Here is a 24042-nt window from a genome sequence, read left to right as displayed (position 1 = left end):
CCCGGTGCCCCCCCCCCGGGCGTGGCGTCGCCCTAAAAACACGCCAAGTGATAAAACCCGCACGGGTGGGGGTGCGTGGGGCGCCCCTACCCGGGTGGCGGGGCCACGGCGCATCGGCTGTTTGATCACCGGCCCCGGCGCTGCGTGAGACGGGCTTGGCTTGGTCGCACGCTGCTCGGACATTTGCGTCACCACCGCGAGCCGGCCCTCGTCATTTCGCGGCCTTGACGAATGACGGGTCGATCATCTGTTCCGGCGTCACGTCCGCCTGCAGCAGCCCGGCGTTCTTGGCGGCCGCCTCTACATCCGCAAATGTCTTGGTGGAGAATTCCCCGGTCAGGGCATCCTTGTTTTCGGCGAGAGTATAGTAACGCACGCCATCAAAGGCGGTGTTGAGGTCTTCGACGCTCGACCCGACCGCCTTGGAGATGATCGCCCGGCCGTCGGGCGTGTCGTCGTTGTAGGCCTTCAGGGCCGCATCCCAGGTCTTGATCATGGCAAGCACCTGGCCGGGACGCGACTTGATCACCTCATCGCGCACCACGAATACGTCACTGATCAGGCCGGGATCTTCGCCCGCGGTGAAGAGCAGCTTGAGGTCCTTGTTCTGCGCTCTTGCCGCGGTGAGATAAGGCTCATAGGTGACTGCGACTGGAACCTGGCCGGCGATCAAGGCGCTGCCGGCATCCGCAGCCGGCATTGGAACGGGCTGGACATCGGCGATGGACATGCCGTTCTTGGCGAGCGCGTATTTGAGCAGGATGTCGCTCGTCGTGCCTTCCTCAAAAGCAACCTGTTTGCCCTTGAGGTCGGCGACGGTGGCGATGTCCTTGCCGGCGATCATGGCGTCTGCCGTCATGCTGACGTCGAGCAGAAGCACGATCTTCACCGGCAGGCCGGCCGCAACCATTCCCATAGCCGTGTGCGTCGCGATGTTGGCGGCATCGAGCTGGCCGCTCGCCAGGGCGGCGTTGATATCCTTGTCCTCCGCGAAGTTCACGATCTGCACGTCGGACAGCCCGCTTGCCTTGAACAGGCCCTTGGCCTCGGCGACGTGCCACTGGCCGTAGCCCAGCCATGGCTCGATGCCGATCTTGAACGTTCCTGCCTCAGGCGTCGCCGGAATTGTCGTGTCGGCCGCGTAGGCCGCCGGGGCAAACCCGACAGCAGCAGCCATAACGAGCGCCCGAAATTGTCCTGCTAGATTACGCATCATCTTGTTCCCCTTGATGATCACGCCGCTTTTTTGAACCAAACTCCGGCCTGGTGAGAATGCCGGCGTCTGCTCTTGCGGCACCGTGCCTCGGCATCTTAGCTGCCCGTTCAACGAAAGTGCGACGACACTTCAACGTTAGCAATAGCGGATGTCAAGGCTAAATACATACATGCATATACAAGTTAGACCCCTCCTTCCGAGTCTGATTCGCTTCACTGCGATCAAATTTTTTTAGACGGAGAATACCGGCTGCCAAGCGAGTAGCGGCTGCCAACGTAAGTCAGCTTGCTGATCGTGGCAACGATGGCGCCCGTCCATGTCCGGCGATGCAGAAACAGGCAGCAGCTGCCGACATCGATGCCCAGATGCCGCGCCGTCTCGGCATCGGCAGGGGTCGCCGAGATGATGTGCTCGACCTCCGTCACCGGGGTTTTCTGCATGAGGTAGTCGTAGGTTGCTGTCTTGGAAAAGTCCTGCTTGTCATAGTCGGGTATCAGGCCCGGGTTCACGAAACGCTCTTCCAGTTGCACAGGCAGGTCGTTCTCGAAGTTGACGACGATGGAATGATAGACCGGCGCGCGTTTTGCGAACTCGAAGGAAAGCGCGAGCTCCTTTGTCGGCGTGATCTTTTCGAGCACGATAACCTCGGAGCGATGCCTGTTTCCCCGCGCGACAATTTCCGCCGCGATGTTGTTGATCTCGATCAGTGCTGATTGTGGTCGAGGTGGCGCGATGAATGTGCCGACGCCCTGGAGCCGGATCAGAAAACCCGCAGAGGTCAACTCCCGCAAGGCACGATGAACCGTCATCCGGGACACGCCGAGTGTCGCCACGAATTCATTTTCGGACGGCAGCTTCCGGTCCTTGCTCCATTGGCCCATTCCGATGTTCGTCAGGATGTAGTCCTTGACCTTCTCGTAAAGAGGGCTGGCGGTATCGGGCAAAGTGATCATTTCAAAATCCTTTCCGGCAACGTTCGGAAATCACACGCGCCCGGAAGACCGCATCCGGATGATTGTTTTCAAACCATCGCCCTGCCCCGCCAACAGCCGCTCATAGGCTGCGGGAACATCATCCAGGCCGATCTCGCGGTCGATCAGTTCGACCATGGGCTCGGTCAATTCGCCGAGCATCCGAATGGCGTCGGGAAGCTCATCGGCAAAGGCGTGGCATCCCAGCAATGCGATTTCGCGTTCAACCAGGATGTTGGGATCGATGTCGAGGCGCCCATGGAATATGCCGACCATCGCAACGGTGCCACCGGCATCGAGAACGCCGAGCAACTGGCTGAGTGCTGCGATGCTGCCGGTCGCTTCGACGGCAGCAAGCAGGGGGGCATCCGCGGTGGCGGCGGCAATGGCGTCCCGGTTCAAGTCGACGATGCTGGCGCCGGTCACCCGCGCCACCCGGGCGCATCGGCCAGGGTTGCGATCGGCGACGAGCACGGTACCTGCGAATGTCCGGGAAAGCAGCAGTGCGGCAAGCCCGCCAATAGTCCCGCAGCCGACCACAAGAACGGAGCCGGCCGTTTTCGGCAGACGCCGCACTGCGTGCAACGCTACAGCCAGCGGCTCGGCCATCGCAGCGACCCGTTCGTCAAGCGCGGCATCGACGACGTGCAGCAGGCGTGCGGGCAGGACCGCCTGTTCGGCAAATCCGCCGTCGCATATCTCGCCGACAAAGCCCAGCGACGTGCAAAGGTGCCGCCTGCCTGCATGGCATTGCGCGCATTCTCCACACCAGAAACGGGAATCGGCGACCACGCGGTCGCCAACAGCGACGATGTCCACGCCCTCGCCGATAGCGATCACCGTGCCTGTCAGCTCATGGCCAGCCGTCGAGGGCGCCCGGCTTATCCATTGGCCCGTGCGAAAGTTGTGAAGATCGGAACCGCAAACGCCTGCGGCATCGACCCTCAGCTTCACCCAGCCTGGCTCGGGAGCGGCTGGCGCGGCGATATCCTCGACGCGCAGGTCGCCGGGTCCATGGAGTCGCGCCGCCCTCATCGTCATCGTTTCCGCTCAGCCGGCGAGATAGCGATCGCGGATCTCCGAAACCGCGTTCTCATGCGAGCTGAACCCTTCGTAGCGGGCGAGCCTGCGGGCATGCAACGCGAGTTCCGGATAGGCCGCCGAGGTCACATAGCCGACCGACGATCTCTTGACGAAATCCGTCACCGAAAGCGGTCCAAAGGTTCGCGCCCACCGGCTGGTCGGCAGCACCGCATTGGGTCCCAGGACGAAGTTAGCGAGGGTCACCGGCGTGTGCGGTCCCATGAGGATCTCGGCGGCTTCTGTGATACGTCCAAGGTGCGCAAATGGCTCCGTTGACAGAATCTCGAGGTGCTCCGGGACATAATCGTTGATGAAACGGTAGCTGTCCTCCAGCGACTCGGTCAGCACGATGCCGCCGCGCTTTCCAGTCAGCACCGCGCGCGAGAACTCCACACGCTGTTCGCTCATTCGGGACCAGTGTTCCGGTATCGCAATCAACGCGGCTTCGGCGACCTTGCGGCTATGCGTCACCAGATAGGCCGACGAATCCGGGCCGTGCTCGGCCTCTATCAACAGGTCAAGAGCGGCCAGGCCGCCGTCGACGCTGTCATCGGCAAAGATGATCGCTTCGGACGGGCCGGCAGGCAGGCCTGTGTTGATGATCGGGGACAACACGCTCTTTGCCGCCACCACCCACGGGCTCCCCGGCCCGACGATCTTCACGGCAGGCTTCACGGTCTCGGTTCCATAGGCGACGGCGGCGACCGCATGGGCGCCGCCGCACTTGTACACGGTCTCCACGCCGGCAATGCGGGCAGCAACCAGCGTCGCGGCGTCGACGGAACCATCCGAAGTCGCAGGCGTCACGATCGCGATCTGGGGAACCCCGGCAATCACCGCCGGAACCGAGGTCATCATCGTCACCGAGGGGAAGGCGCCTTTGCCGCGCGGAACATAAAGCGCAACGGAAGCAATCGGTGTGTATCGGTCACCCGCATAGGCGCCCGGCCGAACTTCCTTGAGCCACATCGTTTCCGGGCGCTGCTCCTCGTGGAAATGCCTTATGTTCTCAATGCCGAACCGGATACTCTCCACGACATCCTTGTCGACCTTGTCGAATGCCGCGTCGAACTCCGCTTCCGAAACTTTCAGCCCACCGTCGGCAACATCGGCTTTGTCGAGTTCGCGCGCAAACCGGAGCAAGGCCGTGTCACCTTCATCCTTGACGGCCTTGATGATTGGACGGACCTTTTCGATGAAGGAAGACAGATCTCCTTCTGCGCGTTTCAGTAAACTGGACCGCTGATCGACACTGAGGGATGACAGGCGGTGGAAGCTGACGTCAGACATGGCGGCTCCTTTTCTAGGACGCAATTACGGTTAGCGCTTGTCGATCACTTCTGGGACACATCTCCAGCCCCTGAAGCCTTCAAATCGATGCGAGAAAGCCTCCATCCACGGGAATGGACTGGCCGGTTATGTAGGCTGCCGCATCCGAAGCGAGGAACACCGCGATTCCGTGCAGGTCCGGGAGATCACCAAAACGGCGCTGCGGAATCTTGGCGAGCATCGATTGCTGCCATGCCTGGTTGCTGTAGAACACGTCTGTCATCGCTGTCCTGAAATAGCCAGGCGCAATGGCGTTGACCCGGATCCCAAGATCGGCCCACTCCGCCGCAAGCGCCCGCGTCATGCCGAGGAGGCCTGATTTCGACGAGCCGTACGGCACCGCCGTGGGAACCCCAACCTCGGAAGTTAACGAACAGAGATTGATAATGACGCCGGGCCGTCCGGCGTCTCTCATCTGCCGCGCAGCGGCCTGGGCGCAGAAGAAGGCGCCTTTGAGATTCGTATCGACAATCCTGTCCCACAAGGCCTCGTCGACATCGAGTGAAGGCCGGACCTCTTCCGTACCTGCATTGTTGACGAGAATATCGAGACCTCCGAGCAGGCTGCCGGCCTCGGCTGTCGCCGCCCGGCACCGGTCGACGTCAGTGACGTCCAGGGCGACGGCGTGCGCGACCCCGCCGGCGGTGCGGATAGCGGCCATCGTCTTCTCGAGCGAGGTCACGCTGCGCGCCGTGACGGCGACGTCGGCGCCGGCCGCGCTGAGCGCCTCGGCGATGCTGCGCCCGATGCCACGGCTTGCGCCGGTTACAAGCGCCTTCCTGCCTGACAGATCGAAGAGAGATGCGTTGCGCATGTCATCCTCCTTGGTAATGTCGCGCTTGGACCGATCACGTCGAGACTATCCGAATGCAGCTTATCTATACAAGCATGTACATCATGGCTGTAGTGCGCCATGCGAAACTCTGCTTGTCAGAGCGGCAGCGCATTGGCCGACATCGGACCGGTCTACGCGGTTCGCCCCAGCCCATCTGGAGTTCATCGGGAGGGATATATGAAGCGCGCAGTAGACCACGACGCGATGAGCGTGGTTGGCTATACCACCCCCTGGAGTGCCAAAGCAGGCCAGCGGATCAAGCTCAGCCTGTCATGCGATCGGCCGATAAAGGCCACACGAATTTGCCGGCTCGACAAGCCGGCTCCGGAATTTCTCACCTGGGCCATCGAAACAATAGGTGAAGCACGGCGTCGGCATTTCGACCAGGGGTCGTTCCTGTTCGTGCGGCCCGGCGAACTGGCCAAAGTACAAGCCCTCCACGGTATACGTTTTGAGCTGTTCCTCACGCGCAACGAAGGTGCGCGCACGATCCTGGAGGCAGGCGCCGTCGGGCTGCGCCTCCGCGACGGCGCATTAGTCGTGGAAATCGGTGACGAAACCCTTGTCGAGAAGAAGGCGCCAACCGGTGTGTGGCTCACTGTCGAGTTGGATCTGCGGCAGGAACAATCGCGTCTGCGCATCAAATCCCATGATCTTCTCGCGCCTTACGAACTCCGTGAAGGTTTTGGCAGCCCGGCGTGGAACCTCCAAGGGCACGGCATCCATTTCGGCGCAAGTGCCACCAACCACGAACCTACCCTCAACGCGAAATTTGCTGCGATCCGGCTCGACACCCCACAGGGGACTGTTGCCTGGGATTTCCCGACGCTGTTACCAACGCAACCGATCCTGTCGTCGGGCGGAGCAGATCCGCTGCTCCTAGATGTGATCAATCAGCCAGCCTTCTGCGTGACTTCGGCACGCTGGGACGGATCGAGCTTCGAGCCTCGCTTGGTGCCGTCGCACTACGACGCTATCCATTGCCACGACGACGACATCGGCCCGCTTGAGTGGCCGGCATCACACCGCGTGACGATCCCTGAAAACGCACACCCAGGCGTCTACGCGTTCCAGGTCGAATGGGAGGGTGGCGACGAACGCGTGGTGTTCTTCGTCACCTCGTCACAGGTCTCGTCGCCGCTGTTGTATCTCGTGCCGACGGCCACCTATCTCGCTTATGCCGACGAATATCTCCCGGATCATCTTTATGAATGGAAAGGCGACGACCGGGGACATCGCTTCGCGATCGCCAACAATCTGAAATCTCTTTACGACTACCATTCCGACCTTAGCGGTGTTTCCATCTGTTCCTACAAAAAGCCGAAAGTGACGCTCAGGGACGATTACGACTATCCGCTCTGCGGCTGCCCACACAATTTGCCGGTCGATCTGCACTTCCTCCGATTCTGCCACGGAAATGGAATCATGTTTGACGTCCTGACCGATCACGACTTGCACGAATGCGGCATAGACGGTCTGCGTCGACATCAAGCCGTCGTCACCGGCAGTCACCCCGAATATATGTCGATCGAGATGGAGCAGGCGCTGCGGCAGTTTGTGGCCGAAGGCGGCAGCATCGCCTATCTCGGCGGAAACGGCTTCGCTGCCACTGTGGCTTTCAAGGACGACCTGATGGAGCTGCGGCGCTCGCCGCTGGAGGCAGGCCGCACCTGGGAGGGCCCGGTCGCCGAACAGGCGCTGTCGATCACCAACGAACCAGGCGGCTATCTCCGCTCGCGCGGCCGAGGCGAATTCTCGCTGATCGGTGGCGCGATCTCACTGATGGGATTCGAAGGCGCGCGCCCCTTCACGCGCACTGAGGAAAGCCGTGAAGCAGGATTCGCATGGCTGTTCGAAGGCGTTGAAAATGCGACCTTCGGCACGGACGGCATCGTGCTGGGTGGTGCCGCGGGCTACGAAGTGGATGCGACAGATCCAGCCCTCGGCACTTCCGCTGACACCGTCGTGATCGCGCGGGCGACGGGATTTCCGGACAGCTTCTTCCAGGATCCGACGCGCTGGTATGAGGGCGGCGATACGCAACGCATCGCCCGCCGCTGCGCCGAAATGACCCTGCGAAAGCTCGCAGCAGGCGGCTTGATCTTTTCGGCAAGCTCGGTTGCCTGGTGCGGCGCGCTGCCAGCCGCAGGCGCCATGAACGATGTCGGCAGGATCACGCTCAATCTGCTTAACCGCCTCGGCACCACGAAAGGAGAACCCGGCCGAGAAAATCAATAACCTTCGGCGAAGGTACTGACCAGCGGACTGCGGGACCTTGAGGAGCGCGGCGTCCCCGATAGCGGGCGGGCATTTAGAGAGTGGTACTGCGCAGTGACTTGGGCCCTCCAAGAGTCTAAGCAGCCAGCATGCTTCTGACAGCACGAAGGAAAAACCGCCGCATACCCCGCTTTCTTGCCGTCTACACCATGGAGCCCGAAGACCTCGCTCGCTTTCGCAGCCTGCCTAAGCCGAGCAGGACGCGATTGATGCCGTCGGCTTGCAGCAATGGGCGGACTGGGAGGAGAGAAATGCCGCATTTTTTCCCCGATCGCGGCGACTTCAACGCCGTCAAAAAATTACGCTCTTGATTCTAAAGGTTAAAGTCGTCGCAAAAATATTTTGAGGTTTCGCCAACTGTCGGGACCAATCGAGCGGTTTTTGCACCTCGCGACGTTCGATGGCCCGCTCAGGTCGTCTCAAAAAGTACCGTCACCGCCCCAGCTAAGGCATTAGCCAGAGGCCATAGCGATCGACAAGCAACCGGTGCTGCACACACCCGCTGCGGGCGGTGTGTTGTGAGCGCTGGCATCCACTCGATTCCTGGCGAAATTCAGGCTAGCTTGGGCGATAGATGGCTCAGTTCTGGTCGGTGAATCATAATCAGACCGCCCGTCAAGAGATTGACGGGCAGCACCTTTGGTCTCCCAAGACCGAGAGCGATGGCGCGCGAAACGAGTTCTGCAACAACATGTGCCGTGCGACGCCCGGCGACCCTGTCCTTTCGTATACCGATCAAGCAATTGACTATATGGGCAGGATCGCGGAATTCGCTTTCACCGCTCCGAAACCGTCGAGTTCGGAGAGACCGCAGCTTTGGAATCAAGAGGGATGACTTCTGCCGATCTTTTGGACACCGCTTTCCCCTTCGATTCATCCCAAAACAACAACGGGGAGTCTCGGCCCGCTCCCGCCGAGGCGATATTCGCCCCTCCATCCAGTTTCGGACTCAGGCAATCAGAAAGCCCTATCTGACAGGCATTCCACAGAAGTAATGCAAATTCAAAATCGCGGCCTCATGTTTCAAAACCAGGATGGTTTCGAAGCCGGCGGGTCGCTCACGGTCCTCAAAGCGAGAATTCTAAGAGACGTTCAACAATGACCCAGCACGCAGAAAACGCTCGAATTCTCATGTACAGCCACGACACGTTCGGGCTCGGCCACTTGCAGCGCTGCCGAACTATCGCGCATTCGCTGGTCGAGGATTTCCGCGGACTTCAGGTGCTTATCATTTCGGGTGCGACTATCGCTGGCGCCTTCGACTACCGTGCCCGTGTCGACTTCGTGAAGATCCCCAGCGTCATCAAGCTGCGCAACGGCGAATACACCTCGCTGGAAAAGGACATCGATCTGCATGAGACGCTAAGGATGCGCCAGTCGATCATCCGCCACACGGCCGAGACCTTCCGGCCGGATATCTTCATCGTCGACAAGGAACCGCTCGGCCTGCGCGGTGAGATTGAGGACACGCTGTCCTACCTCAAGACGCGGGGCACCACGCTGGTGCTTGGCCTGCGCGAGGTGATGGATGCGCCGCATCTGCTCGAAGCAGAGTGGGCACGCCGGGACGTGATGCGCAAGATAGGCCTGTTCTACGACAAGGTCTGGGCCTATGGCCCGCCGGATTTCTACGATCCGTTGACCGGCTTGGATGTGCCGCCGGCTGTCAGGGCAAAGATGAGGTTCGTCGGTTTCCTGCAACGGAGCCTGCAGCGGAACGAGTTGCCCGGCCATCGGCCCGAGGGCGACTATATCCTCGTTACCACCGGTGGCGGCGGTGACGGCGCCGATCTGATTCACGACGTCATCGATGCCTATCAGCAGGATCCGCAATTGCAGCATAGGGCCCTGATCGTGCTTGGGCCTTACATGCCGGCGCGCAAGCGCAACAAGCTGCTCAAGAAGGGGTCCAAGATCCCCTATATCAGGATCATCGAGTTCGACAACCGCATGGAAGACCTGATTGCCGGCGCCAAGGCGGTAGTGGCGATGGGCGGCTACAACACCTATTGCGAGATACTGTCTTTCGACAAGCCGGCGCTGATCGTGCCGCGCGTCGAGCCCCGCAAGGAACAACTGATCCGCGCACGGCGCGCGGCCGAACTCGGCCTCATCGAGATGTTTTTGCCGGAAGAAGCCGAGGATTCCCGGCGGTTTGCCGATGCACTGAAGGTGCTGCCGGACCGGCCCCGCCCATCGCAGAGCAATCCGCATCTGACGCTGGAAGGGCTGCCTCATATTTCCGAAATCGTCGCGGAACTGCTCGACCGGCGGGCCGGCCATCACCTTTCAGTCATTGAAGGAATGACCTGAGTTGCAACATCGCAAGATCGTCGTGGTTCTGAAGGGTTATCCGCGGCTGTCCGAAACCTTCATCGCGCAGGAATTGCTCGGTCTTGAGCGTGCGGGGTTCGACCTGATACTTGTCGCGCTCAGGCGGCCGACCGACGAAAAACGCCACCCCGTGCATGACGAGATCAAAGCGCCCGTCCATTATCTGCCGGAATATCTGCATGAAGAGCCGCTGCGCGTGCTTCGCTCGCTGTTTGCCTATCTGCTGCGTCCGGGCTTCTGGCGCGCGCTCGGATCGCTGGCTGCCGATATGCCCCGCGACTTTACGCGCAATCGCGCGCGCCGCTTCGGGCAAGCGCTCGTGCTGGCGGCCGAATGGCCGGAAAACGCGGGCTGGCTGCATGCCCATTTCGCGCACACGCCTGCATCGGTGACGCGCTATGCCAGCCAGCTTCGTGGCCTGCCCTGGACCTGCTCGGCCCATGCCAAGGACATCTGGACTTCGGCGGACTGGGATCTGGCCGGCAAGCTTTCCTCGGCGCGCTGGACGGTCACTTGCACGAAAACCGGCTTCGACCGTCTGAAAAAACTCGCTAACGGCAACTCGTCTGTGCATCTGAGCTATCATGGGCTCGACCTTGATCGCTTCGGCAGTTTCGGCGAGGCGCGAAAGCAGCATGACGGCTCGGCGCCGGACGAACCGGTTGTCGTTCTGAGTGTCGGGCGCGCCGTTGAAAAGAAAGGTTACGACACGTTGCTGGAGGCCCTTGCCCTGTTGCCCGGCGATTTGGCGTGGCGTTTCGAGCATATCGGCGGCGGCGAAGAACTGGAACGGTTCAAGGCGCTGGCGCAAAAGCTCGGCGTGGATGGTCGCGTCTCTTGGAAAGGCGCGCTTGCGCAGGAGGAGGTGCTTGAGCACTACCGCCGTGCCGACATCTTCGCCCTGGCCTGCAGGATCACCGCAAATGGCGACCGCGACGGTCTGCCGAATGTTCTGGTGGAGGCGGCTAGCCAGCGCCTTGCCTGCGTGTCGACCGATACTTCCGGCGTGCCGGAGCTTTTATCGCCGGATGAAACCGGCTTGCTGGTTCCGACGGAAAACCCGATTGCCCTGGCACAGGCGCTGGAGCGCCTGATCCGCGATCCCGTGCTGCGCGTCCGCCTCGGCGACGCCGCAGAGCGGCGCGTGCGCGGCAATTTCGATCATATGGCAAGCATTGGACAGCTCAAGGAACTGTTCGAGCGGGAGTGGCGGGCCGCCGAATGAAGCGGCTGCGCGCTTTCTTCTATGTCCAGCACCTGCTCGGCATCGGCCATCTCGCGCGCGCCAGCCGCATTGCGGCGGCTCTGGTCGATGACGGGTTTGACGTAACCGTCGTGACCGGTGGAGCGCCGATCGCCGGGTTTCCAGGACTGGGGGTAAAATCTGTAACCCTGCCACCTGTCACCTCCGGTGATGAAGGATTTTCGGGACTTGTCGACCTGCAAGGCAACCCGATCGACGATGATTTCAAGAAATGGCGTTCAGAGATGCTGCTGCAGGCATTCCGGGATTGCAGGCCTGATATCGTCATTGTCGAGGCGTTTCCATTTGGACGCCGGCAGATGCGTTTCGAACTCTTGCCGCTGATCGAGGTCATAGACGCGACGTCGCCCAGACCGCCGCTGGTGACGTCCGTCCGCGATATCCTCCAGGAGCGCGTCAAGCCGGGCCGAAACGAGGAAACGGTCGATCTCATCAACAGGCATTTCGACCTTGTTATGGTCCACGGCGATCCGGCTTTCGCAACCATCGACAAGACATTTCCATTGGCTGGGGCGATCAGGGCCGAGGTCACCTACACAGGGCTCGTTGCCGCGCCGCCATCGCCCGCAGCCTCCGAGCGCTTCGACGTTCTGGTGTCGGTTGGCGGCGGGGCTGCCGGAAAGAGCCTTGTCAGCTCCACCATCGCAGCGGCGCGGAATGCCAACAACGCTTGGAAATGGTGTTTGATCACCGGCCCGAACCTGCCGAAAGACGAGTTTGACGCAATCGCACGCGATGCCACGCCGGGCCTGTCCATCTTCCGGTTCCGCGAGGATTTCGCCAGCCTGCTGACCGGCGCCCGCCTGTCAGTCTCGCAGGCGGGTTACAACACGGTCTGCGATGTACTGCGCGCGGGTTGTCGCTCCCTGCTCGTCCCATTTGCAGCCGGCGGGGAAACCGAACAGACGGTTCGCGCCCTGATGCTCGAAGAACTCGGTCTTGCAACGGTGCTGACGGAAAAGGACCTGACGCCTGAAGGTTTGGCGCAAGCTATCGAACAGGCGCTTGTGGGACGGACGCCATCCGCGCATCGTCTCGATCTGGAAGGCGCGCGTCGCTCGGCGCAAATCCTGCGCGAGCGGTATCGAACATGGTCCCTAAATGTGGGGCCCGGTTTCGGAAAAGTTCATGATCAAACAGACGATAGATCCTAACGCGCGTAGCGTCCGTGAGATTCGTGCGACGCGCTTCAAGTCCTGTTTTTATGCGTATCGTTGTCCCAAAACCGCTACGCACTTTTGGGCGAAATGCATTAAACAGTTCCAATCAGCATGAAGCGCGTATAATTTTTTGTCGGCAGTTCGCCGGAGAACCGCACCTCCCGTAGCGCCGCCATCTCCTCGAAGGCTGCAAGCGAAGCCACGCAGTTGATGTGCGTCGGCTCGCTGAAATAATCGTTCGATTGCAGCAGTACATTCGTGCCCGGCGGAAGCAGAGCAAGCCAGGCGCGCAGATCGGCTATGTGTTCGCAGCTCGTATTGACCATCAGGTCGGGCCGCCCGGCCGCATAGTCGAGTGCGTACATATCTGCCGTCAGCGCCCGGAACCGGTCGCCGGCTTCCCGGTTGAGGGTCCGGGCGACCGGCGCGACTTCAGGATCGATGTCGATGCTATCGATCGCCGCGATGTCGAAGCGGGCATCGTTGAAAAGCATTGCCGGCAATACGCCGTACCATCCACCCAGAACCCATATGCGCCCGAAGCGGCCGCCGCCGCTTTCGAACAGCCTGTCGAGCGCCCACATCTTGCAGGCGACCTGCTTGTGGTTGAAGGCGTTGGCAATATCGGCCTTCGGATGCTTGGCGACGACGCGCGCCAGCCCTGCCACGAGAGGGCAGTTGACATAAGCAGCAATTCCCCGTGTGAGGTCCAAGGCTTGCTCGTGCCAGTCCATGGCATTGCGTGGTTGCGTGACATCCATCATAATTCGTCTTGTATGTTGGGATTCTGGGCGACACAACGCAATCTTGCCTCCCGCAAGACTGTTTGATTCCGCGGACGTGATCATGCTGCAAGCCGCTTGGCTATTGCCCGGTGCCGGAGAGAGCCTATTGCATCTGTCCGGATCATCGGCGTCCATCCGCCAGCACCAGCCGCGCAGCTGCGGCCTCGTGCTGCTCAGCTGTTCGCCAAAGCCCTACGAAAGCCGCGGATCGTTTGGCCAGCTGCTTTCTTCGCCGATCGACAATGCCCATGTCGTTGCCATCGACCATGCGCCGGAACTGGATCGCGCCGCCTCGCAGGTTCCTTGCATAGTTGAGCGCGGGGCAATGTCCGTGCACGGCAGCTTCGAGCTTGTCGCTGGCGATGAAGAAATTGCCGATACGCCATTCGCCAGCAGGTGCTTTTACATCCTGCATGCTTCCAACTGAAGGGTCCACAGTCGCATATGGAAGCCAGCCTAGCCCGCTATATCTGGACGCACACCAAGAAGCAGCAGCTCTGGATATTGATGATCGTCGTGCTTTCGATGATCCCGTATTTCATGTCCTTCGACCTGCCGAAGCTGATCGTCAACGGACCGATCCAAGGTCGCGGCTTCGAGCAACCGGGCGCGACCCAGCCATTCATGAGGCTACACTATAACCTGCCGTTCATTGGAGAGGTCCAGTTCTTCTCCGGTTTTCAGCTCGACCGCGAGGAGACCCTGTTTGCCCTGAGCCTTGTGTTCCTCTTGCTAGTCGTCATCAACGGCCTGTTCAAATTCTACATCAACACCTACAAGGGCCGCCTCGGCGAACGCATGCTGCGGCGTATCCGCTTCGATCTGGTCGACCGCGTGCTGCGGTTTCCGCCGGTTTACTTCAAGCGGGTGAAGTCCGCCGAAGTGGCGACCATGGTGAAGGACGAGGTGGAGCCGCTGGGCGGCTTCATCGGCGACGCCTTCCTGCAGCCGGTACTGCTCGGCGGCCAAGCGCTGACGGCCATGCTGTTCATCATGATCCAGAACGTCTGGCTCGGAATGATAGCGGTCGTGATCGTGGCGATCCAGATCGTGCTCATCCCGCGAATGCGGCGGCGGCTGATCGTGCTCGGGCGCCAACGGCAGTTGACGGCGCGCGCGCTTTCGGGCCGGGTTGGCGAAATCGTCGACGGCATCGGCGCGGTTCACGTCCACGATACATCAAACTACGAGCGCGCCGACATAGCTGCCCGGCTCGGGCTCATCTTCAAGATCCGCTTCGATCTTTACCAATGGAAATTCATGGTAAAGTTCCTCAACAATTTTCTCGCGCAGCTCACGCCCTTTCTGTTCTACATGATCGGCGGGTATCTGGTCCTCCAGGGGCGGCTGGACGTCGGCCAGCTCGTGGCCGTGATCGGCGCCTACAAGGACCTGCCCGGACCGATGAAGGAACTGATCGACTGGGATCAGGATCGGCAGGATGTCCAGGTCAAATATCAACAGGTCGTTGAACAGTTCACCGTCGAAGGTCTCATCGCGCCGAAAATCATGGCATTGACGATCGACGATCCCGATCCAATGACCAAACCGCTGTCGGCGATCAATCTGTCCATAGCAGACGATGGCGGTGCGATGCTCCTCAACCGTATCTCCCTCCAGGTCAAGCCGGGTGAGACGGTGGCACTGGTCAGTACCGCAACAGGTGGAGCGGAGGCGCTTGCAGAAGCCTTCGCGCGGCTGATCTGGCCAGACAGCGGAAAGGTCGCTTCGGGCACCGACGACCTGCTTGAACTCCCCGAAGCAGTAACCGGCCGGCGCATATCGTATGCCTCGTCGGATGTTTTCCTGTTCCAGGCAAGCCTCCGCGACAACCTGCTCTACGGGTTGAAGCATGCGCCGCTGACATCGGTGCCTTATGACGGTGCTGCGGCAGATCAGCACCGCTGGAACATTCACGAGGCGCGCCGGTCGGGCAATCCGGATCTTGATATCCACGGCGACTGGATCAACTATGCTTCCGCTGGCGCTACCGGCCCGCACGACCTCTTTGAAGCCGTGCGCCGGGTGCTCGACGCGGTTGTTCTGTCGCGTGACATTCTGGATCTCGGATTGCGCTCTTCAGCTGACCTCACGCGTCACACGGAGCTTGCCAGGCGGATCGTCGAACTGCGTGCGGCGCTGCGGACCCGGCTGGAACAAGAGGGGCTGAGCGGACTGGTGGTTCCTTTCGAACCGGGCGCCTACAACAAGGAAGCAACGATCGGCCAAAACCTGCTCTTCGGCGCTGCCGCCGGTCCCGAACTGGCCGACAGGGCGCTGGCGGCCAATCCCTATTTTGCTTCCGTGCTGAGGCAAGCCGGCCTCGACCGCACGCTCTACGAAATGGGCTTGGAGATCGCCAAACAGGCGATCGAGTTGTTTGCCGACCTGCCGCCCGATCACCAGTTCTTCCAGCAGCTCGCCTTCATGAGCGCGGAGGAGATACCCGCCTACGAAACCTTGCTGCAACGGCTCAAGAACCGTCCCTACGAGGCGGTTTCGGAGAACGATCGCGCCATGATCGTCACCTTGAGCTTTGCCTACATCGAGCCCCGGCACCGCTTCGGCCTGCTGAGCGACGAGCTGATGAGCAAGATCGTCGCTGCACGCAACCGGTTCTATGAAGACCTGCCGCCCGAGTTGCACAATGCGATCGAACGGTATGATCCTGCCAAATACATTGCCGCGGCCACGGTCATGGATAATGTCCTGTTCGGGCGTGTGGGCAACAATCATCCCGACGCGCCCGACCGCATACGCTCCATCGTCTATGACATTCTTGACGAACTCGGGCTTTATGGCGAACTTCTGGATGTCGGCCTGGACTTCAACGTCGGCTCCGGCGGGAGGCGGCTGACCGGTGGACAGCGACAGAAGCTCGATGTTGCCCGGGCCTTGCTCAAGCGTCCCGATTTTCTCATTCTCAACCGGCCGCTGTCGGCGCTCGACCAGCGCATGCAGGATAAGGTGCTGCGAAATGTGCTCGAGGAAGCCAGGCGCGACGGCCATTCGCCGGCAATTGTGTGGGTCGTGACGAATCCGGCAATGGCGATGATGTTCGATCGCGTTGTCGTCTTCGACTCGGGTCAATTGGCGGAAGACGGAACACACGAGACACTCTTGGCGGGGAACGGTATCTTCAAGGAACTGTTGTCATAGAGCAACGGACATTCAGATGGATCATTCTGCCGGTGCACGACATCGGGCTCGCCACCTTTCGCGTGGTTTGCCTCGCCATCTCGGAAAGAGAATTGATTCCATCTTGGCGTCCCTTGCTCTAGTCTGGCAAACGCGAATTTTGGAAGGTTTGCGACAATGCTGCTCAAGGATGAAGTTGGAATGCTGCAACGCGTTCCCTTGTTCTCTGCCATCGAGCCGACAAAGCTCAAGCTGCTTGCGTTCACATCCGATCGTGTGAGCTACAGCGCCGGCCAGATCCTTTTCAGGCAGGGCGACGAGGGAGACGCCGCCTATGTCATCCTTTCAGGCAGGGCGGATATTCTTGTCGATTCCGATAGCGGACCGATAAAAGTTGCCGAACTGGAGCCAAATTCGATCGTTGGCGAGATCGCCATATTGTGCAACAGCTCCCGCACTGCCACCGTCAGAGCGGCAAGTCCGCTGGAAGCCTTGAGAATCCGCAAGGATCATTTCCTGAGGCTTATGAGGGAGTTCCCGGAAATGACCATCGAGATATTGCGGGTTCTTGCCGATCGCCTAAGCCATACGACCGCGGATCTGATCGACGCACGAAGCGCCAAATAACGAAGGACGTGCGCCCGATCCTCGCCGTCGTGACGGCACTGTCCTCTCGCTGAGAAGATCACCCGGAGAAAGCCTGTCTCGCCTAGCAGCGGTTGTTTGGATATGATGGGCGAAGGGGTAGCATGGACGACAACGTTTTCCTGGTCAGGTTTTGGGGTGTCCGCGGCAGCATTTCGGTATCAGGGCCAGAATTCTCTCGCTATGGCGGCAACTCAATCTGCGTCGAAATGCGATGCGGTAAGCATACGCTTCTGTTCGACGCAGGCTCTGGCCTACGGCCTGCCGGCGCGGCACTTCAGGCGTTGGGCGTGACCGATTTCGACCTGCTTTTCACCCATTGCCATTACGATCACATCATCGGGTTGCCGTCTTTTGCGCCGATCTATGATCGGGGCGCCAAGGTTACGCTTTGGTCCGGGCATCTTGCAGGACACATGACGACCCGGCAGATGGTCGATGAGTTCATGCAGCCGCCGTGGTTTCCGGTGAAACTGGAAGCCTGCAAGGCAAGCCTCGACTATCGCGATTTCGTATCCGGAGACGTGCTTCGCCCGCGCGAAGGGGTGGTGGTCCGAACCGGCAGTCTTATCCATCCGGGCGGCTGCATAGGCTACCGGGTCGAATGGGGCGGCCGCGTCGTGGCGATGATCACAGACACTGAGCACGAGCCGGACAAACTCGATCAGGCGGTGCTCGGCCTGATCGAAGATGCCGACCTCGTCATTTACGATTGCACCTACACCGAGGAGGAAATGGAACGCCGCCGCGGTTACGGGCACTCGACATGGCAAGAGGGTGTCAAGCTCTGTGAGGCGGCCGGTGCGCGCAGGCTTGCCCTGTTTCACCACGATCCGACACGGACCGACGAGGAACTGGACGAGATCGAGAAACTGGCCAAAGACAGGTTTACCGGCGCTTTTGCCGCGCGGGATGGCCAGACGCTCAAATTTCCAGTCTCATTGCGCAAAAAGCGCTGAGCTGTTTTCCTCTATCTCTTTGTTTTGACGCAATTCCGGACGGAAAACCATTCACACTTTTCCTGGAATTGCTTTACCGGCGCTGCGCCCGATCAATGTCCTGATCGGAAGCCATACGCAGGCTTCAGTCTGTGCGGTGACTGTGAACAGCCGTTCGAGGAAGAGCCAGGCCGATTCATCATGCACGAGATGGTGGGTGAGCAGGCCGGCCGGTTCGCCTCCATCGAATGCATGCTGCAACTGCGCGATGATGGCTTGAACCAACAGGCCATGATCGCGGCAGCCGCGCGTGCCATGCCAATCCATGATGTCGACATTGCTGTTGATGACCGCAAGTGAAGCCGGTCTTGGCGGCCCATAGACCGACAATGCCGAAAATCCTATCGATCCAAGGTCGGATACCAAGCCGGCGTCGATCCTGTTCCAGGGTGGCACCAGCATCGGAACGGCACGTGCGCCGTGCAGGCCGGTTATGTGCGACAGCCCGCGGGCCAGATCATCGAGCACCGCCTCGCGTGGCCGATGCGCGCCGAGCTCCTGCTTCTTCTGGCCCTCCGGAGCATGATTTCGGTGCGCCCAGCCATGGATGGCGACCGTGGCATGCGGCGCCTCGTCAAGCCGAACGACAAGCTTCTCGTCAGTCAGGGCGGGAATGACGGCCAGAGTCACCGGAACCGCGAATTCACCAGTGAGGTCGAGCAACCGATCAAGCGCAGGCGTCGGATCAACGCCGTCATCGTCGCGCAGCCAGAACTCTGCCTTACGGTCCGCCCGTTGCCAGTTCGCCAGCTCCTCCACCAAGGGTTGCCAGATTTGATCGGATGTCATGAGACCGGGATCTTCGCAAGAAGTTCGGCCAGACGCGCCGCCGCAGCACCGAGACAACGTTCTTCGAGGATGAAACGTCTGGCTTCTGCGGCCATGATGGATCTTTCGTCGTTACGGGTCAGAAGCCTTTCAATGGCAGAAGCGAACGCCGCCACATCGTCCGGCGGGGTGAGAAACCCGGCCTGGCCATCCCGCACGACCTCCGGCACGCCGGCGACATCCTGAGCCACAACCGGAAGGCCGGCGGCCTGTGCTTCAAGATAGGCAACGCCATAGGCCTCGCCGAAACCCGGCCAGACGTAAATTCCCCCACTGTAGAGGACATCCGGCACGGCGGCTGGCTCAAGCGCGCCAAGCCATTCGATACGCTCGGCGGGCAAGCCGGCGAATTGCGCTTTGATCTCCTCGCGGGCAGGTCCGTCCCCGACGATCGACATGGTCCAGGTCAGATGACCGATCGAACCGAGCGCCTGCGCCAGCATGCGATAGCTTTCGACTTTGTCGCCCGGGCGCATCATGGCGACGGTAACGAGGCGCGTCGGACAACCCCGTGCCGGTGTTTCCCGGAATAGCGATGTGTCGATGAAGGGCGAAAGCATGCCGAAAGCGGCGTCGGGTATCGCATCTGCCAGTCCCTGAAGATCCCTTTGCGTGAAGCAGATGTTCAGCGCCGCCTGTTCGACGGCTCGCGCCACCAACGCTTGCGTATCGGCCCACAAACCGGTGTTGCGCCGCCTCGAATAGGAGGCTTCCGCTGTCACATAGGGAACACCAAAGGCCAACGCCAGTTCGGGCCCGATCAGGTCGGGCGCCTTGTAATAGGGATGATAGGTGAACCACAGATCGGGCTTGCCGTCACGATCCCAAAGCCCTGCCAGCCGCGCGGCTTCCTCCCGGGCCTCGACCTTGAGCGCATCGAAACTTTTCGAATCCGGTTCGCGTAGATAGAAGCGCAATTCAGATGCCAGTTCGACGCTGTGCCCTCCATGCTCCAGCGCCTTGACCAGCATCCGTGCCATCTGACGGTCGCCTGAGGCAACGGGATGATTGGGCGACTTCAGCGGCGCGTAGAAGGCAATTCGCATCGCCGGACCCTATCATCGGAAAGCCTGCGCAAGTCAATTTCGAAGCATGATCGACTTCACCCTCAAGCACTGGAATGTGCTATCTGATGCTCATGGAAACAGCTGCCGCGTCCGACCCGTTTGTCGCTTCCCTACCGGTCTTCGCCAGGTTCGAAAGCGTTGCCGATATCGATAACTATCGGCCTCTCCCCGATGGCTGGGCGCTGGCCACCGCAGATATCGTCGGCTCTACCAAGGCGATCGAGGCGGGGCGCTATAAAACCGTCAATATGGCCGGTGCCAGCGTCATTTCGGCGCTGCTCAATGCGCTGGGTAGGCAAGATCTTCCCTTTGTCTTCGGCGGCGACGGCGCGCTCGTGGCGTTTCCCGGCTCGGCGCTGGAGATCACCCGCAACGCGCTGGCGGCTGTCCAGAGATGGGTGGCGGCCGAACTGGATCTGACCTTGCGTGCCGCAATCGTGCCGATAAAGGATATAAGAGCGCAAGGCCTCGACGTTCGCGTGGCGAGGTTCCAGGCCTCCGATGCAGTCTTCTATGCCATGTTCGCCGGAGGTGGCGGCAGTTGGGCGGAAGCCGAGATGAAAGCGGGGCGCTACCGCATCGATCCTGCGCCGGCCGGCGCGCGGCCGGATCTGACCGGCCTCTCCTGCCGCTGGAACCCAATCGAAGCCCGGCATGGCGAAATTGTCTCGATCATAGCCATACCGGGGGCGTCGCGCGACTTGCGCGGTTTTCAGTTTCTGGTTTCCGACATTATCGCCCTAGCCGGCAGGCAGGAACGCGATGGCCACCCGGTGCCAGTGAACGGGCCGGACTACAGTTTGCTGCCCGCCGGCCTCGATATCGAGGCGCGGGCCATGGCGCCGGCAGGACGGCGGTGGCTGTCGAAGCTGTGGATAGTGTTCCTGATGACGCTTACGGCTGTTACGGATAGATATGGCTGGACGATCGGCAGATTCGATCCGAAGATCTACAAACGCGAAGTGGCCAGCAATTCGGATTTCCGGAAGTTCGACGATGGCTTGAAGATGACCATCGACGTTGACGCGGATGTATTGCAACGGATCGAGAACCGGCTGAAACAGGCGGAAGAGGCGGGCATCTGCAACTATGGCCTGCACCGCCAGAAATCGGCCTTGATGACATGCCTCGTCGCATCGCCGCTGCAGCGCGATCACGTTCATTTCATCGATGGCGCCGCCGGCGGCTATGCGATGGCTGCCGAAAGCCTTAAGGCGAAGGTGCCGGTCTGACGGCTTGCGGACATCGATTTTCCGCAATATGCCTCGGGGCTCTTGGGAGCGGTGAGCCTCACCATGGAAGCGGACGGCCTGTCCGAATTGACGGGAAGCACATTTTTGGACGCCTCACGATCGACATATGACCGTCTTCTGAACCGGATTTCGACGCGTGCCGCGCAAGTCGGCGTGATCGGACTGGGCTATGTGGGGCTGCCGCTGGCGGTTGCGATCGCACGCGCCGGCTTCCCGGTTTCCGGCTTCGACATCGAACCCCAAAAGGTCGAGAGCCTGAACAACGGCCAATCCTACATCGAGGCGGTGACGTCGCCAGCCCTTGCCGGCCAGGTGGCGAGCGGACGGTTCCGCGCCACTGCGGATTTTGCCGAACTGGCCGTCTGCGATGTCATCATCATCTGCGTTCCGACACCACTGACGAAACACCGCGAGCCGGATCTCTCCTTTGTCAGGAACACGGCAGGCACCATCGCGAAGCATCTGCGTCTCGGCCAGCTGATCGTGCTGGAATCGACCACCTATCCCGGCACCACCGACGACGTGATCAAGCCCATCCTGGAAAAAACCGGCTTGCGGTCGAGGATAGATTTCTTCCTCGGCTTCTCGCCCGAACGCGAGGATCCCGGCAACCGCAGCTTTGAAGTCGCGACGATCCCCAAGGTCGTGGCAGGTGACGGCACTGAAGCGGCGATGCTCGTGCAGGCTTTCTACCATGGCGTGGTCAAGACCGTCGTTCCGGTTTCCACCACGGCAACCGCCGAGGCGGTCAAGCTGACGGAAAACATCTTCCGCTCGGTCAACATAGCCCTCGTCAACGAGTTGAAGGTCGTGCTCGGTGCGATGGGAATCGACATCTGGGAGGTGATCGAGGCGGCAAAGACCAAGCCGTTCGGCTATATGCCTTTCTATCCTGGCCCTGGACTTGGCGGGCACTGCGTTCCGATCGATCCTTTCTACCTGACGTGGAAGGCGCGCGAATACGAACTGCCGACCCGCTTCATCGAGCTGGCGGCAGAGATCAACACGGCCATGCCGCGTCATGTGGTCGATGAACTGGCGAAGGCGCTGGACCGGCGCTGCGGCAAGGCGCTCAGCCGCTCGCGCATTCTCATCATCGGGCTCGCCTATAAGAAGAATGTGCCCGACATCCGCGAAAGCCCCTCATTGCGGCTCATTGAACTCATCGAGGAATGGGGCGGCAAGGCGGAATTCCACGATCCGCATGTTACCGAAATCCCGACCACACGGGAGCATATGGCGATCAAGGGGCGTCGCTCGGTCGAATTGACCGAGGTGGCCCTGAAGGATTTCGACGCTGTCGTCGTTGCAACCGACCACGACGCGATCGACTATCAGGCGATCGCGGATCACGCTCTACTGATCGTCGACACACGCAATATTTTTGGCCGCCTCGGGCTAGCCCGAGAGACGGTGGTGAAGGCCTGACGGCGTCCGAGCCGGCGAATTTGTGGCGGATCAAGGAGATTTCGAGATAGCATGAGCACAGCGCAAGCAGAAATTTCTGCCATTCTCATGGATAAGGTTGCCGATTGGCTGACGCAATCGGCGTTGGCGGGCGACGATCTGGAAACATTGGTAAGGGGCTTTTGTGAACGGCTGGCTGCTGCCGGCCTGCCGCTGAAGCGGGTGCATTTGAGCTTTTCGATGCTTCATCCGCTTTATGACGCGCTCGGCTTCACCTGGCTCCGCGGCCAGGGCCTGGAAGTGGAAGGCTTCCGCAAGGAGAACGGCGTTCATTCCGACAGATTCCTGACCAGCCCATACTACCATCTGCTTAGCCACAAGCTCGACCATCTGCGGCGCCGGCTCGACTCGTCGGTGCCGTCGGAATTTCCTGTTTTCGATGACCTCAAGCTGATGGGCGTCACCGATTACATGGCTTTCGTCCATCCCTTCAGCGGCAACACCAGTCAGGGCATGATCGGGTCTTGGTCCACCGACAGTGCCGCAGGCTTCAGCGACAGCATGATTGCGGCGCTGCTGCGCATCCAGAACCATCTCGCTATCGCAACCAAGATGGCCGTGCTCACCAAGCTTGCCGACAACATGATGACCACTTATCTCGGCGGCGACGCCGGCAGGCGCGTGCTCGACGGTCAGATCAAGCGCGGCGAGGGTGATACAATCCGGGCGGCACTGGTCATGGGCGACATGCGCGGGTCGTCAAGACTTGCCGAAACCTCCGGCCGCGAAGTCTATATCGATACGCTGAACCAGTTTTTCGACGCCGCTGCTGCGCCTTTCAATCGCAAGGGCGGGCAGATCATGAGTTTCATAGGGGATGGCTTCATTGCCGTTTACCCTTGCGCAAGGCACCGTTCACAGTCCGAGATCGCCTGCCAGGCCGCTCTTGCAGCAGCGCACAAGGCCACCGCGCGCATGATGGATCTCAATCTGCGCAGAAAGCAGCAGGGATTGAGCGACATAAACTATGGTATCGGCCTGCATGTCGGCAATGTGATGTTCGGCAATGTCGGGCTTACCGACCGGCTCACATTCTCCGTCTTCGGCTCGGCTGTAAACGAGGTCCAGCGCCTCCAGACCCTAACCAAGAAATATCCGCACAGCGTTCTCGCCAGCAAAGACTTCGCCAGCTATTGCGGCGCCAACAACTGGCTGGCGCTCGGCATGGAGGAACTGGCGGGCATCAGGCAGAAGCTAACGGTGCTTTCACCCGATTTGTCGGGTGCTCTCTCGCTCGACGAAGACGGTGCGCTGGAGCCGATTTACGACCGAATATCGGACGCCGAGCAGGTCATGCTGCTTCATCGCAATGCCGCGCGGCCGTCCGCGGGCGACCCGAGGAAGCTCCAGTAACCGCCACGATCCGATCCGAACGCGTTTTGGTATGCAGTC

The 24042-nt window shown here is 60.6% G+C and carries 19 protein-coding genes; 11 read left to right on the top strand and 8 right to left on the bottom strand.

Going from position 1 to position 24042, the window contains the following annotated elements:
* Positions 1-211: 211 nt before the first annotated feature.
* From NKJ13_RS25135 to NKJ13_RS25115, 5 genes are all read right to left on the bottom strand, one after another.
* Positions 212-1213, bottom strand: a complete 1002-nt coding sequence (locus NKJ13_RS25135; protein ID WP_502899799.1) for an ABC transporter substrate-binding protein — start codon at positions 1211-1213, stop codon at positions 212-214.
* Between the two features lie 224 nt (positions 1214-1437).
* Positions 1438-2169: a histidine utilization transcriptional repressor HutC gene (gene hutC, locus NKJ13_RS25130; protein ID WP_352737275.1), complete on the bottom strand. Its 732-nt coding sequence runs from the start codon at positions 2167-2169 to the stop codon at positions 1438-1440.
* Positions 2170-2199: 30 nt separating this feature from the next.
* Positions 2200-3222 (bottom strand): zinc-dependent alcohol dehydrogenase, encoded by a 1023-nt coding sequence (locus NKJ13_RS25125; RefSeq protein ID WP_352737309.1) that lies wholly within the window; start codon positions 3220-3222, stop codon positions 2200-2202.
* A 15-nt stretch (positions 3223-3237) separates the two neighbouring features.
* Positions 3238-4560 (bottom strand): histidinol dehydrogenase, encoded by a 1323-nt coding sequence (gene hisD, locus NKJ13_RS25120; protein WP_352737276.1) that lies wholly within the window; start codon positions 4558-4560, stop codon positions 3238-3240.
* 79 nt (positions 4561-4639) lie between these two features.
* Complete coding sequence (locus tag NKJ13_RS25115; RefSeq protein ID WP_352737277.1) at positions 4640-5413, bottom strand: SDR family NAD(P)-dependent oxidoreductase; 774 nt, start codon at positions 5411-5413, stop codon at positions 4640-4642.
* A 198-nt stretch (positions 5414-5611) separates the two neighbouring features.
* On the opposite strand from NKJ13_RS25115, the gene NKJ13_RS25110 reads away from it, so the two are divergent.
* From NKJ13_RS25110 to NKJ13_RS25095, 4 genes are all read left to right on the top strand, one after another.
* The gene (locus tag NKJ13_RS25110) at positions 5612-7672 is read left to right on the top strand and encodes a N,N-dimethylformamidase beta subunit family domain-containing protein (protein WP_352506837.1); all 2061 of its coding nucleotides are present in this window, start codon (positions 5612-5614) and stop codon (positions 7670-7672) included.
* Between the two features lie 1137 nt (positions 7673-8809).
* Positions 8810-10024: a glycosyltransferase family protein gene (locus tag NKJ13_RS25105; protein ID WP_352475773.1), complete on the top strand. Its 1215-nt coding sequence runs from the start codon at positions 8810-8812 to the stop codon at positions 10022-10024.
* A 1-nt stretch (position 10025) separates the two neighbouring features.
* Positions 10026-11270 carry a glycosyltransferase gene (locus NKJ13_RS25100; RefSeq protein ID WP_352506838.1) on the top strand — a complete coding sequence of 415 codons (1245 nt, stop codon included), beginning with the start codon at positions 10026-10028 and terminating at the stop codon, positions 11268-11270.
* On the top strand, positions 11267-12463 hold the full coding sequence (locus NKJ13_RS25095) for a glycosyltransferase family protein (RefSeq protein ID WP_352506839.1): 1197 nt from the start codon (positions 11267-11269) through the stop codon (positions 12461-12463). The genes NKJ13_RS25100 and NKJ13_RS25095 overlap by 4 nt, the downstream gene beginning before the upstream one ends.
* Positions 12464-12561: 98 nt before the next feature.
* Here the strand turns inward: NKJ13_RS25095 and NKJ13_RS25090 are convergent, their stop codons facing one another.
* On the bottom strand, positions 12562-13230 hold the full coding sequence (locus NKJ13_RS25090) for a class I SAM-dependent methyltransferase (RefSeq protein WP_352506912.1): 669 nt from the start codon (positions 13228-13230) through the stop codon (positions 12562-12564).
* 85 nt (positions 13231-13315) lie between these two features.
* Here NKJ13_RS25090 and NKJ13_RS25085 point away from each other — a divergent pair, with 85 nt between their 5' ends.
* From NKJ13_RS25085 to NKJ13_RS25070, 4 genes are all read left to right on the top strand, one after another.
* Positions 13316-13681, top strand: coding sequence for a hypothetical protein (locus tag NKJ13_RS25085; RefSeq protein ID WP_352778717.1), 366 nt, complete (start codon positions 13316-13318; stop codon positions 13679-13681).
* A gap of 17 nt (positions 13682-13698) precedes the next feature.
* On the top strand, positions 13699-16413 hold the full coding sequence (locus tag NKJ13_RS25080) for an ABC transporter transmembrane domain-containing protein (RefSeq protein ID WP_352506841.1): 2715 nt from the start codon (positions 13699-13701) through the stop codon (positions 16411-16413).
* 156 nt (positions 16414-16569) lie between these two features.
* Positions 16570-17019 (top strand): cyclic nucleotide-binding domain-containing protein, encoded by a 450-nt coding sequence (locus NKJ13_RS25075; protein ID WP_023675957.1) that lies wholly within the window; start codon positions 16570-16572, stop codon positions 17017-17019.
* A 122-nt stretch (positions 17020-17141) separates the two neighbouring features.
* A complete protein-coding gene (locus NKJ13_RS25070) occupies positions 17142-17996 on the top strand; it encodes an MBL fold metallo-hydrolase (protein WP_352506842.1) in 855 nt (284 codons plus the stop codon).
* 51 nt (positions 17997-18047) lie between these two features.
* Here NKJ13_RS25070 and NKJ13_RS25065 read toward each other — a convergent pair whose 3' ends face one another.
* Complete coding sequence (locus NKJ13_RS25065; protein WP_352688526.1) at positions 18048-18824, bottom strand: polysaccharide deacetylase family protein; 777 nt, start codon at positions 18822-18824, stop codon at positions 18048-18050.
* Positions 18821-19909, bottom strand: a complete 1089-nt coding sequence (locus NKJ13_RS25060) for a glycosyltransferase family 4 protein (RefSeq protein WP_352506844.1) — start codon at positions 19907-19909, stop codon at positions 18821-18823. Before NKJ13_RS25060 ends, NKJ13_RS25065 begins: the two co-directional genes overlap by 4 nt.
* A gap of 74 nt (positions 19910-19983) precedes the next feature.
* Here NKJ13_RS25060 and NKJ13_RS25055 point away from each other — a divergent pair, with 74 nt between their 5' ends.
* From NKJ13_RS25055 to NKJ13_RS25045, 3 genes are all read left to right on the top strand, one after another.
* Positions 19984-21162, top strand: coding sequence for a DUF3095 domain-containing protein (locus tag NKJ13_RS25055; RefSeq protein WP_352778716.1), 1179 nt, complete (start codon positions 19984-19986; stop codon positions 21160-21162).
* 63 nt (positions 21163-21225) lie between these two features.
* Complete coding sequence (locus tag NKJ13_RS25050) at positions 21226-22611, top strand: nucleotide sugar dehydrogenase (protein WP_352778714.1); 1386 nt, start codon at positions 21226-21228, stop codon at positions 22609-22611.
* A 51-nt stretch (positions 22612-22662) separates the two neighbouring features.
* Positions 22663-24003 (top strand): adenylate/guanylate cyclase domain-containing protein, encoded by a 1341-nt coding sequence (locus tag NKJ13_RS25045; protein WP_352737278.1) that lies wholly within the window; start codon positions 22663-22665, stop codon positions 24001-24003.
* Positions 24004-24042 lie beyond the last annotated feature (39 nt).

Origin of the sequence: Mesorhizobium sp. M0174, from assembly GCF_040322275.1 — a bacterium.
Classification (GTDB): Bacteria; Pseudomonadota; Alphaproteobacteria; order Rhizobiales; family Rhizobiaceae; genus Mesorhizobium.
Note: the sequence above shows the minus strand (reverse complement) of the source record. Positions and strands in the feature narration are given on the sequence as shown.